General features: G+C 72.2%; 13 protein-coding genes and 1 pseudogene. 11 read left to right on the top strand and 3 right to left on the bottom strand.

What is annotated here, in order from left to right; translation table 11 throughout:
* The first annotated feature begins 12 nt into the window (after positions 1–12).
* The 4 genes from IE153_RS29915 to IE153_RS29905 are packed head-to-tail and all read left to right on the top strand — an operon-like array spanning position 13 to position 3,098.
* The gene (locus IE153_RS29915; protein ID WP_229829252.1) at positions 13–1,173 is read left to right on the top strand and encodes a glycosyltransferase 87 family protein; all 1,161 of its coding nucleotides are present in this window, start codon (positions 13–15) and stop codon (positions 1,171–1,173) included.
* Positions 1,170–1,691 carry an FkbM family methyltransferase gene (locus tag IE153_RS42460; RefSeq protein ID WP_308432215.1) on the top strand — a complete coding sequence of 174 codons (522 nt, stop codon included), beginning with the start codon at positions 1,170–1,172 and terminating at the stop codon, positions 1,689–1,691. The genes IE153_RS29915 and IE153_RS42460 overlap by 4 nt, the downstream gene beginning before the upstream one ends.
* Entirely contained in the window at positions 1,592–1,915 is a 324-nt protein-coding gene (locus IE153_RS42455) for an FkbM family methyltransferase (protein ID WP_268251869.1), read from the top strand. Before IE153_RS42460 ends, IE153_RS42455 begins: the two co-directional genes overlap by 100 nt.
* Before the next feature lie 13 nt (positions 1,916–1,928).
* Entirely contained in the window at positions 1,929–3,098 is a 1,170-nt protein-coding gene (locus tag IE153_RS29905) for a glycosyltransferase family 4 protein (RefSeq protein WP_189592889.1), read from the top strand.
* Positions 3,099–3,138: 40 nt separating this feature from the next.
* Here IE153_RS29905 and IE153_RS29900 read toward each other — a convergent pair whose 3' ends face one another.
* Both IE153_RS29900 and IE153_RS29895 read right to left on the bottom strand, forming a co-directional pair.
* Complete coding sequence (locus IE153_RS29900; RefSeq protein WP_189592888.1) at positions 3,139–3,807, bottom strand: LuxR C-terminal-related transcriptional regulator; 669 nt, start codon at positions 3,805–3,807, stop codon at positions 3,139–3,141.
* Positions 3,795–5,072 (bottom strand): sensor histidine kinase, encoded by a 1,278-nt coding sequence (locus tag IE153_RS29895; protein ID WP_189592887.1) that lies wholly within the window; start codon positions 5,070–5,072, stop codon positions 3,795–3,797. The genes IE153_RS29900 and IE153_RS29895 overlap by 13 nt, the downstream gene beginning before the upstream one ends.
* 439 nt (positions 5,073–5,511) lie before the next feature.
* On the opposite strand from IE153_RS29895, the pseudogene IE153_RS41945 reads away from it, so the two are divergent.
* Positions 5,512–5,592 (top strand): annotated as a pseudogene (locus IE153_RS41945) (ABC transporter ATP-binding protein); the annotation flags it as partial.
* A gap of 363 nt (positions 5,593–5,955) precedes the next feature.
* On the top strand, positions 5,956–6,249 hold the full coding sequence (locus IE153_RS29880; protein WP_189592917.1) for a DUF3253 domain-containing protein: 294 nt from the start codon (positions 5,956–5,958) through the stop codon (positions 6,247–6,249).
* Between the two features lie 27 nt (positions 6,250–6,276).
* Here IE153_RS29880 and IE153_RS29875 read toward each other — a convergent pair whose 3' ends face one another.
* Positions 6,277–7,461 (bottom strand): DUF6183 family protein, encoded by a 1,185-nt coding sequence (locus IE153_RS29875; RefSeq protein ID WP_189592886.1) that lies wholly within the window; start codon positions 7,459–7,461, stop codon positions 6,277–6,279.
* Positions 7,462–7,495: 34 nt separating this feature from the next.
* On the opposite strand from IE153_RS29875, the gene IE153_RS29870 reads away from it, so the two are divergent.
* From IE153_RS29870 to IE153_RS29850, 5 genes are all read left to right on the top strand, one after another.
* Positions 7,496–8,239: an RHS repeat protein gene (locus IE153_RS29870; RefSeq protein WP_189592916.1), complete on the top strand. Its 744-nt coding sequence runs from the start codon at positions 7,496–7,498 to the stop codon at positions 8,237–8,239.
* Positions 8,240–8,753: 514 nt separating this feature from the next.
* Positions 8,754–9,515 (top strand): hypothetical protein, encoded by a 762-nt coding sequence (locus tag IE153_RS29865; protein WP_189592885.1) that lies wholly within the window; start codon positions 8,754–8,756, stop codon positions 9,513–9,515.
* Positions 9,516–9,610: 95 nt separating this feature from the next.
* On the top strand, positions 9,611–9,778 hold the full coding sequence (locus IE153_RS29860; protein WP_189592884.1) for a hypothetical protein: 168 nt from the start codon (positions 9,611–9,613) through the stop codon (positions 9,776–9,778).
* 467 nt (positions 9,779–10,245) lie between these two features.
* A complete protein-coding gene (locus tag IE153_RS29855) occupies positions 10,246–11,727 on the top strand; it encodes a PP2C family protein-serine/threonine phosphatase (RefSeq protein WP_229829251.1) in 1,482 nt (493 codons plus the stop codon).
* Positions 11,727–12,218: an STAS domain-containing protein gene (locus IE153_RS29850; RefSeq protein WP_189592883.1), complete on the top strand. Its 492-nt coding sequence runs from the start codon at positions 11,727–11,729 to the stop codon at positions 12,216–12,218. Before IE153_RS29855 ends, IE153_RS29850 begins: the two co-directional genes overlap by 1 nt.
* Positions 12,219–12,461 lie beyond the last annotated feature (243 nt).

Here is a 12,461-nt window from a genome sequence, read left to right as displayed (position 1 = left end):
TTTCCCTTCATCATGGCACCCGAGCCGCACCGTGTGTGGGGCATGAGCGCCTGCCTGGGTTACCTCTGCGCGGCGGTCGCCGCGCTGTCGTCGCGCCCACGCGGCCGCGCCATCTCGGTCTGCCTGGCCCTCGGTGGGGCCGTCGTCGTGCCCTTCGTGCTCCTGGTGCTGACCGGCACGGCGCAGAGCGAGGTCGGCGTGGTCGAGCGCTCCGGGCTGCTGACCTTGCGCCAGACCACGCCGTACCTGCCCGACCCGCACACGGTGGGCGAGGTCACCCCGTACCTGCCGGGCATGGCCGTGTTCGGGCTGCCGCGCGCGGTGCTGGGCGAGAGCGGTCCCCTGCCCGGGGTGCTGGGTGACGCCCGGCTCTGGTGCGCCGTGGCGTTCCTCGGCTGTCTGTGGGCGGCTCGGCGCCCGGCCGGCGGCCGCTCGGCGGTCGGCGGCGGCGCGTCGCGTGGCGACGCGGTCGGCGCGTTCGTCGCCTCGCCGGCTGTGGCGCTTCCGCTCTGTGTCAGCGGCGTGGACCTGCCGCTGACCGGACTGCTGTTCCTCACGCTGGTGTTCGCGGCGCGGCGTCGGCCGGTGGCCGCCGGGCTGGCGCTCGCCGCCGCCTGCTCCCTCAAGTGGACGGCCTGGCCCGCCGTCGCGGTCGCCGTGACGCTCCTCGCCCACCGCGGGGGGACCCGGGCGGCCGTGCGCGCGGCGGTCGTGGCGGTGGGGGGCACGGTCCTGCTCGTTCTGCCGAGCGCGCTGCTGTCACCGGGGCCCCTGGTGCAGCAGGTGTTCGCCTTCCCGACCGGGCGCGGGCCGTTCGAGACCCCGGCGGCCAGTCCGCTGCCGGGCCGGTTGCTCGCCGACCTCGGGCCGGTCGGCTGGTACGCGGCGGTCGCACTCCTGCTGGCCGGTGGGCTGGCCGTCTTCGTGTCCCTCCTGGTCCGGCCTCCGCACGACCTCGTGTCGGCCGCCGACCGGCTTGCCGTCGGCCTGTGCGTCGCGTTCCTCCTCGCGCCGGCCGGGCGCTTCGGGTACCTCGCCCTGCCGGTCACCCTGGCCGTGCTCGCCCGGCTGGCGGGCGGCGCCCACCGGAAGGAGCCCGCGCACGACCTCGTCGTACGGATCTCCCGTCCTGCGCGTCCGGCCCCTGTTCCCGCCTCGCGGGGTGCCCGGTGAGGGCCCGTCGCACCGCGGTGGTGGGGGCCACCCTGCGGTGGAGCGCCCGCCGGTTCCCGTGCGTCGAGGACGAGGTGGCGGGTCTGCGGGCGTTCGTGCCGGCGGGGTCGGTGTGCGTGGACGCGGGAGCCGAGTACGGGCTCCACACGAGGGTGCTGGCCGCCCTGGCCGGGCCGTCCGGCCGGGTGCACAGCGTCGAGCCGCTGCCCGGCCCCTGTCGCCGGCTGCGGGTCACCGCGCGGCTCCTGGGCGCCCGCAACGTGACCGTGCGCCGCGCCGCCCTGGGTGACCGGCGCGGGCGCGGCCGGCTCAGCCTGCCGGTACGGCGAGGGCTGCCCGTACACGGCCGGGCCTACCTCACCGACGGTGCTCACGGGCCGGGCCCCATGCCGAGTTCCGCGCCCCCCACACCGTGCCGGTGCCCGTCCGTACCCTCGATCAGCTGGCGCGCGAGAGCGGCACGGAGCGGCTGGCGTTCGTCAAGGCCGACGTCGAAGGAACCGAACTCGCGGTTCTGAAAGGCGGCTCGGCCACGCTGCGCCGCCACCGGCCCACGCTGCTGCTGGAGATCGAGCGCCGTCACCCGGCGAAGTACGGCGTGCATCCGGCTGACGTCCTGCGGCACTTGCGCGGCTTCGGCTACCAGGCCCATCGCCGGCGGCACAGCCACTGGGCCCCGTCGCCCACGTCACCGACGACTGCCGCACCTACCTCTTCACCGCCTGACCACCCCCTACCCTGAGGCAGCGACCACCATGGGCACCACCCTGATCGTCACCAACGACTTCCCGCCCCGCCAGGGCGGCATCGAGACCTTCGTCCACGCCATGGCGACCCGCATCCCGGGCAACGACGTGGTCGTCTACACGTCCGGCGAGCCGGGTGCCGCCGCGTACGACGCCACTCTGCCGTTCCCGGTTGTCCGGGACCCCAGCCGTATGCTGCTGCCCACCCCCAGGGTGACCCGCCGCACGCTGGAGATCGCCCGGCGGCACGGCTGCGACCGGGTCTGGTTCGGGGCGGCCGCGCCGCTCGCGGCGATGGCGCCCGCACTGCGGCGCGGTGGGATACGGCGGATGGTCGCCACGACGCACGGTCACGAGATCTGGTGGGCGCGCACACCGGGCGCCAGGCGGGTGATGCGGCGCATCGGGGACCACGTGGACGCCGTGACGTACCTCGGCGAGTACACCCGGCGCCGCATCGCGCCGGCGCTGGGGCCGCGGGCCGCACTGGTACGGCTGGTTCCAGGCGTGGACGCGGCGGCGTTCCTGCCCGTCTCCGGCCGGGCCCGGGAGATCCGGGAGCGGCACGGCATCGTGGGCCGCAAGGTCGTTCTGTGCGTCTCGCGGCTGGTCCGGCGCAAGGGGCAGGACATGCTGATACGGGCGCTGCCCGCCGTACGGCGGGCCGTGCCGGAGGCGGTGCTGGTGATCGTGGGCAGCGGCCCGGAGGAGGAGCGGCTGCGCAAGCTCGCGCGCCGGCACGCCGACGGACACGTGGTGTTCGTCGGCGGGCTGGACCACGAGGCGACGGCCCCGTACTACGCGGCGGCGGACGTGTTCGCCATGCCGTGCCGGACCCGGAAGGCAGGGCTCGAGGCGGAGGGGCTCGGCATCGTGTTCCTGGAGGCGGCGGCCAGCGGACTGCCCGTGGTCGCCGGGGACTCGGGGGGTGCGCCGGACGCGGTCGTCGACGGGGTGACGGGCACCGTCGTGGACGGCGCGGACACGGGGGCCGTGGCCCGCGCCGTGTCCGGGATCCTGCGCACCCCCGAGAGGGCCGCGGCGATGAGCGACTCCGGGCGGGCATGGGTGACTTCGCAGTGGTCCTGGGACGCGTCGGCGCAGCGGCTGACGCGACTGCTCTCCCCGGGCGCCGACCTCGAGGCAGCCGTGTCCGGCCGGGGCGACGGGGAGGGCTGACACGGCTCCGGCCCTCCCCCGGCAGCCGTCGGTGCCCCGGTCAGACCTGCGGGGCCTCCCGGCGGAGGTGGGCGAGGACCGCCAGGACCCGCCGGTTTCCCTCGGCCGGGTCGAGATCCAGCTTCATGAAGATGTTGCTCGAGTGCTTGACCACCGATGCCTCCGTGATGGTGAGCCGCTGCGCGATCGCCTGGTTGTTGAGCCCCTCCGCCATGAGAGCCAGCACCTCCCGCTCGCGGGGCGTGAGGCGCTGCAGCGGTTCGTCGGCGGTCCGCTGCTGGAGCAGCACCCGGACCACCTCCGGGTCGATCACGGTCTGCCCGCCCGCCACGCGGTCCAGCGCGTCGAGGAAGTCGGTGACCTCCCCGACCCGGTCCTTCAGCAGGTAGCCGAGTCCGCCCTCGGCCGACGAAGCCCCGCTGAACAACTGCGTCGCGTAGGCCGTGGCGACGTACTGCGACAGCACCACGACCGGCAGGCCCGGGTGCCGGCCGCGCAGTTCCAGTGCCGCCTTCAGCCCTTCGTCGCGGAAGCCGGGCGGCATCCGCACATCGGTGATGACCACGTCCGGCCGGTCGGCGTCCACGGCGCGCGCCAGTTCTCCGGCGTCCCCGACGGCTGCGGTCACCACATGTCCGACTCGGGACAGCACCTCCACCAGACCGGCGCGCAGCAGGACGGCGTCCTCGGCGAGCACTACGCGGAGCACGGCACCTCCACCCGCAGTTGGGTCGGTCCGCCGACGGGACTGGTCACGACGAGTCTCCCTTTGAGAATGGCCACACGGTCCGCCAATCCTTGCAGTCCGGCTCCGGCTGCCGGGTCCGCGCCGCCGTGCCCGTTGTCGGTGATGAGCAGGACCAGTTTTCCGTCGCGCAGTCGGCCGACGACGCTGACCTGGTCGGCGCCGCTGTGCTTGGAGGCGTTCGTCAGCGCCTCGGTGACGGTGAAGTAGGCCGTCGTCTCGACCGCCGACGGCAACCGGTCCGGCAGGTGCATCTCCACGGTCACCGGGATCGGGTTGCGCAGGGCCAGTTCGGACACGGCGGCCGGCAGTCCGTGGTCGGTGAGGACCTGGGGGTGGATGCCGCGCACCAGGGAACGCAGCTGGTCCAGTGCCTGACGGGCCTCGCCTCGGGCGCGGGCGATGAGGGGGGTGGCCGGCGAGTCCTGGCCTCGCAGCTCCAGTTCGGCCAGTCCCAACGTCATGCTGAGCGCCACGAGTTGCTGCTGGGCGCCATCGTGCAGATCGCGTTCGATGCGTCGTCGCTCCGCTTCGAACGCGTCGACCAACCGGGCGCGGGAACGGGTGAGTTCGATGACCCGAGTGCTCAAGTCCTCGTCCCGCGCCGACAGCAGGGACTGGGCGACCCACACCTGAGCGCCGGCGAGGAGTCCGCCCACGTAGGCGCAGACGAGCAGTCCGAGCAGGCCCGCGGCGCTGCCGGGCAGGGCCGCGACGGGGTCGGAGATGGGCCGGCCGGGCACCAGCATCACGGTGTCGGGGGCGATCGCCCACACGATGACCGGTGTCGCCGTCAGCAGCACCGACAGGCCCAGCAGGGCGGCGAAGCCGATCCCCGTGGCCGTGAAGACCACGCCCAGGGCGAGGGTGTATCCCAGTTCCCGCCAGGTGGCCCGCTCGCGCAGCCGGGTGCGCAGCCAGGGCCAGGCGCCCGTGCCGGGGAGCGAACCGTGGGGGTCGAGGAGAGGTTCCGGTTCGACGAGCCGTAACCGGTGCCGCTCCAGCGCGGCGACGGGAATGCCCAGCACGGCGACTCCCATGAGGACGAGCACCCCGACGCCCACGACGGACAGTCCCACCCCCACGAAGAGGAGGACCGTCAGCAGGAGCAGGGCGAAGAAGCCCACGACCGTGCCACTCAGCAGGAACGCCCAGCACCGCAGCGGCCAGAGGGAGAGGGCGAAACGCAGGGGGCGTTCTCGCAGGGCCTCCCAGACGGCGACGGTCATGGTGCGTATCCTCCGGGGCCGTGCGCGGGCTGGTCCGCCGGTCACTCTAATCGGCCGCCGGCCTCGGCGGACGGTAGGGAAAACCCACCCCCAGGACTCCCCGCAGCTCCACTGACCCGGGCGGCCCGTGCTGCTGGACTGGAAGCATGTCCCTTGCTCACCGGCATCCAACTGCCGGCCGTCCAGCTGTCCGCCGTCTCCAAGAGCTACCCGGGCGCCGCAGGCAGCGTGCCGGTGCTGCGCGAGGTCAGTCTCGGCTTTTCGCAGCGGGCACTGACCGCTGCGATGGGGCCGTCCGGATCCGGCAAGACGACGCTGCTGAACTGCGCGGCCGGCCTGTTCGCCGGTAGGTTCGTCGCCCTTGCTCTCGGCGTGGCAGTTCGAGAACGTGGCCCTGCCGCTGCGGCTGCGGCGCCGGCCGGTGAAGCGGGACCGGGTCATGGTGGCGCTGGGCGAGGTGGGTCTGGCGGACAAGGCCGACCGCCGGCCCGCGCAGTTGTCCGGCGGCCAGCAGCAGCGGGTCGCGATCGCGCGGACGCTGGTGGCCGAGCCGGAGATCGTCTTCGCCGACGAGCCGACCGGTTCCCTGGGCCGGTACAGCGGCCGGCTCGCGGAGGCCGGCGGCCTGTTCATGGCCGTGCTGGGGACCCTGGCCGCCTCGCGGCGAGCCGCCCGGGTCCGCCCGACGGAGGCGCTGCGCGAGGCGGACCTGGATGCCCGGACCATGACGGCGGGCCGCGCGGTGACGGGCGTGCTGATGCTGGTGACCGGCGCGCTGATGCTGGCGCCGGCCCCCGGCGCCGGGGCGGAGGCGGCGACTCCGCCTGACGTTCCCGGGGTGGGCGAGCGTCGTCCGCCCGTCGAGCGGTGCACACTGGATGGCGTGACGGAGACGGAGCGGCAGCTCACCCGGCGACTGGAGCAGGTCATCATGAACCTGCTGGAGCGGCGTGCGGCCACGTCTTCGATCTGTCCGTCCGACGCCGCCCGCGAGGCCTACGAAGGTGACGACGAGGGCTGGCGCGCTTTGATGGAACCGGCCCGGCGAGCGGCCTGGCGTCTGGTGACGGCCGGCAAGGTCGAGGTGACCCGGTCCGGCCGGCCCGTCACGGAGACCGAGGCCCGCGGGCCCATCCGCATCCGCCGCGCAGGTCGGCAGCGGCCCGGCTCCGGATGAGCCGGGCCGGACCGGCAGGGGGTTCCGTTACCCGAGAACGTCGCGGTCGACGTCGGTATCCGTCGCTGCCAGGACGGCGACCCGGGTCCGGGTCGGATCGAGTACGGCGAAGGCCACGTCCGAGGTGTCGTGGTGGAACCAGTCCGTGAACGCCATGAACCGCAGCCACCGGTGATCCGCCGCGCGCCGCACGGCTTCCAGGAGAGGCACCCCGCCGGGCAACCCCATGAGCGCGTAGAGACTCTCCCAGGCGTACAGCCGCGCGTACGCAGCGCCCTGCCCGTGGCCGTTCACTCCGCCGACGTACGAAGCCGAGAAGAGTTCGTTGAGAACGTCGTCGGGTGTCGTCGCGCAGGCGAGCGCGCTTCCCCGGCGGCTGCCCTCGCCCTCTAGGCAGCCCAAGGGCAGTTCCTTGAGGAAGGAGATGCCGAAGTCGTCGGGGCTGAGCGGGCTCGCCAGCGTGAAGAACCGCGCCTCGGGCTCACGGGCCCATCCGCCGGCCCGGAACGGCCGGGCAGCCGCGTTCGCCCGTCCCTCGTCCCGAGCGTCCCCGGCACCGCGACCGGCGACCGCACCGCCGTCGGTCGAGGGAGCCTCCGGGAAACGCGACCGGAGCTGCTTCGTGGTCTTGATCGACCCCAGTCCCCGGACCCGAACGGTGAACCGGTGCTCCACGTCCAGTCGCGTCCTGGGCAGCCGGGCCAGCGGGTGCCCCAGCTCACGCAGCTTCTCGGCGTACGCGTCCAGGGAGCGCCGACCGGTCCCCGAGCCGATCAGCGCCAGCTCTCCGAGGAGACAGGCGCGCAGCTCGACCGCCGGACCCAGGAGTCCGTCCGGCAACTCGCCGAAGAGAGGCTCGATGTCGCGCAGATGCTGAGCCTTGACCAGCTTCGCGGCCACGGAACGCAGCAGTCGATCGCTCTCGCAGGGGGACATGGCCCCTTCGGGCAGCAGTCGACTCACGAGGTCCACAGCGAACGTCACACAGTCCCGCGAACGCGTGTCGGCGAGGGTCTCGGCGATCCGTCCGACGGTCCGCGCCACGGAGGCTGCCCGGGGCCCGTCGCCGGCCGCCGTCCGGCACAGCCGCTGCGCCGCTTCGTACGTTCCTTCCGGTCCGAGCTCAGCCAGATGCTGCGACTCCGGCCCGGGCCGCTCCCGGCGATGGCGATCGGAAGGGCTGTCGCCGGGCGTCTCTCCGTTGGGGCTCACGCCCCCGAGCCTACGAGCAGGAGATCAAGCAACTTTGCTGAGGCGTACGTGCCTTGTCTACACCGACTCGCTGGGCCACACCACGACCTACCGGTACAACGAGCGCCGACAGGTCGTCGCCCAGACCGACCCGCTCGGCAATACCACCCACGCCGAGTGGGATGCGTACAACCGGCTGCTCTCGCGCACGAATCCGCTGGGCCATACGTCCCGTTTCGGCTACGACGAGCGCGGCAACCTCATCTCCGTGATCCGCCCCGACGGCACGGCCACCACCTGCGCGTACGACTCCTCCGACCGTCCCCTGTCGATCACTCTGCCGAACGGCGGCAGGCGTGGCTACGCGTACGACGAGCACGGCCACCCGACAGCGACCGTCGACGCCGACGGTGCCGTCACCACCTACACCTATGAACCCTCCGGTGGCCTGCTCGGCGTCACCAACTCCCTGGGAGCGACCCACCGCGTCCACCCGGGGCCACTGGGACTGCCCGACTCAGTCACCGCGCCACTGGGCGGTAGGGCTTCTTCTGGGAGGGCGACGACTTCGTCCTGGGCCGACGGCTCCGGGAGGGCGTCGACGGCACCCCTGCTACCCCCAACCCACGTGCCAGGGCCGGGCAGGACAGCCATCTGCACCGCTTCGAACACGGCGAGCCCGTGGGCATCAACGGCAGCGGGCGGGAGACCAGAGACGTGGAAGTCGTCATCCGCGACGGCCATATCCATACGGCGTATCCCGTTTGAAAGACCCCGACCCCCACGGCGCACGGCGTGAGAGTCGGTCTTCCAACGTCGGAGCCACTACCTGGTTCGCGCGCAGCTGGAGAGCGGCCACCGGAACCTTCCGGCGGGATCCAAACGACGAGTGGACGCAGGCATCCTCTGCCAGGCCGTCGGCACCCGCGCCGACCTACTTCAGGGCCCGGCGCCCCGGACGCGGCAGGAACGTCGGCCGCGCCGAGCAGGCCGAGATCCGGCAGCTCGCAGGGCACTTCACCCAGCGGCTGGACCGGCTCGGGCGGCAGACCTCTGACCAGGTGTCGGAGCGTGCCGCACGGCTGAAGACCGGCCGCGAACAGCGCACCCACAACATCGCCCGGCAGCGGAAGGCCAGGCCATCACGGCGCAGGGTCCCTCGGGCGTCAAGGGCGAGTCCAGGGCCACAGCGCTCGGCGGGAAACCCACGGACCCCGGCGCCCGGTGACGCACGAGGACATCCTGAACGGCAGGATTCCCGCCAAGGACGGCCGCTTCCAGCCTCCCGCGGTACAGATCAAGATGAGGCAGTAATGACGACGAAACTGAAGTTCGACGGCGGCGGGTCCGCGTCGGTGACGGACGAGCCGCTCGACCTCGTTCCCCGTCTCCACGGTACTTCTCTGATCGTTTCCCCCTATGCGGACCGGGTGGAACGGGAGAAGTTCCTCGCGGCGACGTTCGGCAGCCAGGACCTGCTGTGGGACCTCCCCGACGTTTTCCGCTTCGCCCCGAGCGACCGACAGTTGGTCGGGGCTGCATTCCGAATTCCGGAAGAGTCCGCCTCAGCCGAGGACTCGGCCCGCATTCCCGTCCAGCCCGAAGTACGCCCGGGCGGGCTCCGCGCGGACGAGGTCAAGGACTTCCGGCACGAGATGTGCACGGTGCTGTGCCGCGCTCCCGGCGATGCCGTGCTGACCTGCCTGCGCGACCTCGACGTCCTCGACGAACCACTGGATGCCCGCATCGGCATCGCCCCCGACGTGGCGCTCCTCGTCCAGCACGGCACCGTCGTCGGCTGGAGCCTCACCGACCCCGCGCGCTACCTGACCACCAACTTCGCCGCCCCCGACCCTGCTCCGCCCGTCCCGGACACCCGCCGCCTGCTCACCGAATGCCTGGACCTGGTCACCACGGTGCCGGTGGTCGACGACCTGGTCGACGGTGAACCGGCCGCCCTGGCCCGCCTCCAGGCCGCCGACAAGGCCCTGCGCGAGCAACGCGAGGACCGGCACCGGGCCGACGCCCTGCTCGAGCTGATCGCCACCTATGTGGAGGACTACGGGAACTGGTGAACCAGGACGAAGCCCGAGGAACCGGCGGCGCGACGCCGTCCGGATCCTGTGCGGCACGCGCACGCGAACCTACTCCTGAAGCCCTGAGCGCCCAGATGACGGACACCAAGACCGGGCTTGCCAGCGGTCTGGGTCATCGTGTGGCCGCCGGGCAGAGTCTCCTTCACGAGGTCGCCGTCGACGTCGTACGACGCCTTGAACGTGCCGGCGAGGAGTCGGTCATCGCGGTGGCCGGACCGCGGGGCTCGGCGGAGTGGTCGTAGGTGTAGGTGACGACCACCTCACGCTTCGTCAGGAACAGCGTCGAACGAGCGTCAAGCCATTTCCCGAACCCATCCCTTACGGCGTTGAGTCAGAGCGTTCTCGACCCACGACCCCTCTGCTACGGAAACATGTCGGCACGACTCGCCCGCAACCTGGGGTATCGATAAATCAGCAGGTCAGATGCCCTTTGCGCGGGCTCAAGCATAGCCACGCACTCCACATGCGACGTCATCGGAATGATGTCGGCCTGCGCGAGTCGCACAAAAGACCAGGTCAGAACACCTTCGTCGACTCGCTGTCCCGTGTGTGGACGCCCAGAGCGTCAAACGAGCGTCATGCCCAACAGTCCGCGGGGCCGGTGGGCCCGGCTGACGACGGCATTGGCGTTCGGACGTGTGGTCGACTTAGGCTGCGTCGGTTCGTGTCGTTCACGGCGGCAGCCCATCGACGGAGAGGAAAGCCGACAATGCAGCAGGCATCGGCCACCGACCCGGCTCCCGGGCGCCGCCCCGAGCTGGTCCCTGACCCGGATGCGGAGGCGGCCCGGATCGCGGCGGTGCGCCGCTACGACATCCTCGACACTCCGCCCGACGGGGCGTTCGACCGGGTGGCGGCGATGGCCGCCCGCCTCTTCGACGTGCCGGTGGCAACGGTCACGATCGTGGACACCGACCGCATCTGGTTCAAGGCCGCCCACGGCCTGGAGGGTGTCGCGGAGATCGGCCGTGATCCGGGCCTGTGCGGCTCGGCGATCCTGCGCGATGACACGATGGTCATCCCCGACACCCTCAAAGACCCCATCGCGGTGGACAATCCGCTGGTCGCCGGGGAGATGGGCGTGCGCTTCTACGCCGCCGCTCCGATCATCACCCCCGACGGGCACCGGCTGGGCACGGTCAATGTCCTCGACACCCGGCCGCGCTCGATCACCGAGGAGGACACTGCCACCCTGGCCGATCTCGCCGCAATCGTGCTGGACGAGATGGAGTTGCGGCTGTCGGCGCTGCGCGCGCTGCGCGACGAGCAGGCCCGCCGGGAAGCGGAGAGGCGGCACGCCGAGGCGGAACGGGCGCGGGCCGAGGCGGAACGGGAGGCGCGGGAGAACGCGGAGCGGGACAAGGCCGCCATCGCCGCGTTCGCCTCCACCCTGCAGCGCACCCTGCTGCCCCCGGCCCTTCCCGTGGTGCCGGGCCTGGAACTGGCCTGCCACTACCGCACCGCCTCCATGCACGACGTGGGCGGCGACTTCTACGACGTCTTCCCCCTCGACGGCGGCCGGTGGGCGTTCTTCCTCGGTGACGTGTGCGGCAAAGGACCCGAGGCGGCGACCGTCACCGCCCTGGCCCGCCACACCCTGCGCGCCGCGGCCCAGATCAACACCAACCCCGTCACCGTGCTGAGCTCGCTCAACACCATGCTGCTCACCGACGTCACCGCCGGCCGCCGCTTCTGCACCGTCCTCTTCGGCCTCCTCGAGCCCAGGGAGGACGGCGGCTTCACCGTCACCGTCACCACCGGTGGCCACCCGCCGGCCTACCATGTCCGTCCCGACGACAGCGGCGCCGTCTGGGTGCGGGCCGTACACCCCAAGGGCGGCATGCTCGTCGGCGCCTTCCCGCAGGCGCCTTTCGCCCAGACCACGTTCTCCCTGAGGACCGGGGAAAGCCTGTTCCTCTACACCGACGGGCTGACCGAGGCCCGCACCACCGAGGGCGCCATGCTCGGCGAGGACGGCCTGACCGGCTTCCTCCACCAGCGCACCGCGCCCGTCACCGCCACCTCCCTGGTCGAGGACAGCATCACCCTGCTGGCCTCGCTGCCCGACGGAGCCGGCGACGACGTGGCCCTGCTGGCCCTGTCCGTCCCCCACCCTCACACCACACCCGACGGCGGTGTCGCTGCCACCGCCCACACCGCCGCCGCGCCCGAACACTTCGGCCAGGAGTGATGACCGACGTGACCGACACGCTCCAGCTGACCGTCCGGCACCCCCGTCCCGGCCTCGCGATCGCCACAATCTCCGGGGACGTGGACACGCGCACCGCGGACACCCTGCGCCGCGAAGCCTCGGAGATCATCCAGCAAGGGTGTCCGCACCTGATCCTGAACCTGTCACGGGTCGGCTTTTGCGACTCCGCCGGTCTGAGCGCACTCATCGGCCTCTGGCACGCCACCCAGGCGGCGGGCGGTGCACTCAGACTCGCCCACGTCCCCGACCGCCTGATGCGCATGCTCACCCTCACCGGCGTCGACGCAGTCCTGCCGGTCCACGCCACCGCCGCCGAAGCACTCACCACCATGACCGACAGCCCATCCACCAGTACAGGCGAGCACGGCTCAATGACCCGGGTCTCCACCGACGCCGAAACCCGTGAGCCGACCGAGGTGGAGCGCATGGCCTGCGACAGCACGCACCACCGTCCTGCCAAACTGAGCTGACGCGTCAACCCGCCACGACGGCACGTGTTCCCTCAAAGATTGGACCCGGCCCTCTCACCGCGGATTACCGGCTCTGAGCTGGCCGCTCCCGATCACAGCGCGTGTCAGTGGTTCAAGGCCGGCCTGCTGAGGCTGGCACCTTCACCAGACGAGGCGGCGTGCAGTACGTGCCGGGGCGTGTTACGCAGATCGCGCTCGGAGTCCTGGATCTGGCCGAGGCGTGACCCAGGCAGCCCCCTATGA

It is taken from the genome of Streptomyces massasporeus, from assembly GCF_014648995.1.
GTDB classification, from domain to species: Bacteria; Actinomycetota; Actinomycetes; order Streptomycetales; family Streptomycetaceae; genus Streptomyces; species Streptomyces massasporeus.
Note: the sequence above shows the minus strand (reverse complement) of the source record. Positions and strands in the feature narration are given on the sequence as shown.

Excerpts from the sequence above, each read along its gene's own strand:
- IE153_RS29850 (WP_189592883.1), top strand. The coding sequence starts at position 11,727 with ATGACCGACGTGACCGACACGCTCCAGCTGACCGTCCGGCACCCCCGT.
- IE153_RS29865 (WP_189592885.1), top strand. The coding sequence starts at position 8,754 with ATGACGACGAAACTGAAGTTCGACGGCGGCGGGTCCGCGTCGGTGACG.
- IE153_RS29855 (WP_229829251.1), top strand. The coding sequence starts at position 10,246 with ATGCAGCAGGCATCGGCCACCGACCCGGCTCCCGGGCGCCGCCCCGAG.
- IE153_RS29905 (WP_189592889.1), top strand. The coding sequence starts at position 1,929 with ATGGGCACCACCCTGATCGTCACCAACGACTTCCCGCCCCGCCAGGGC.
- IE153_RS29895 (WP_189592887.1), bottom strand. The coding sequence starts at position 5,072 with ATGACCGTCGCCGTCTGGGAGGCCCTGCGAGAACGCCCCCTGCGTTTC.
- IE153_RS29915 (WP_229829252.1), top strand. The coding sequence starts at position 13 with ATGGCACCCGAGCCGCACCGTGTGTGGGGCATGAGCGCCTGCCTGGGT.
- IE153_RS29860 (WP_189592884.1), top strand. The coding sequence starts at position 9,611 with ATGACGGACACCAAGACCGGGCTTGCCAGCGGTCTGGGTCATCGTGTG.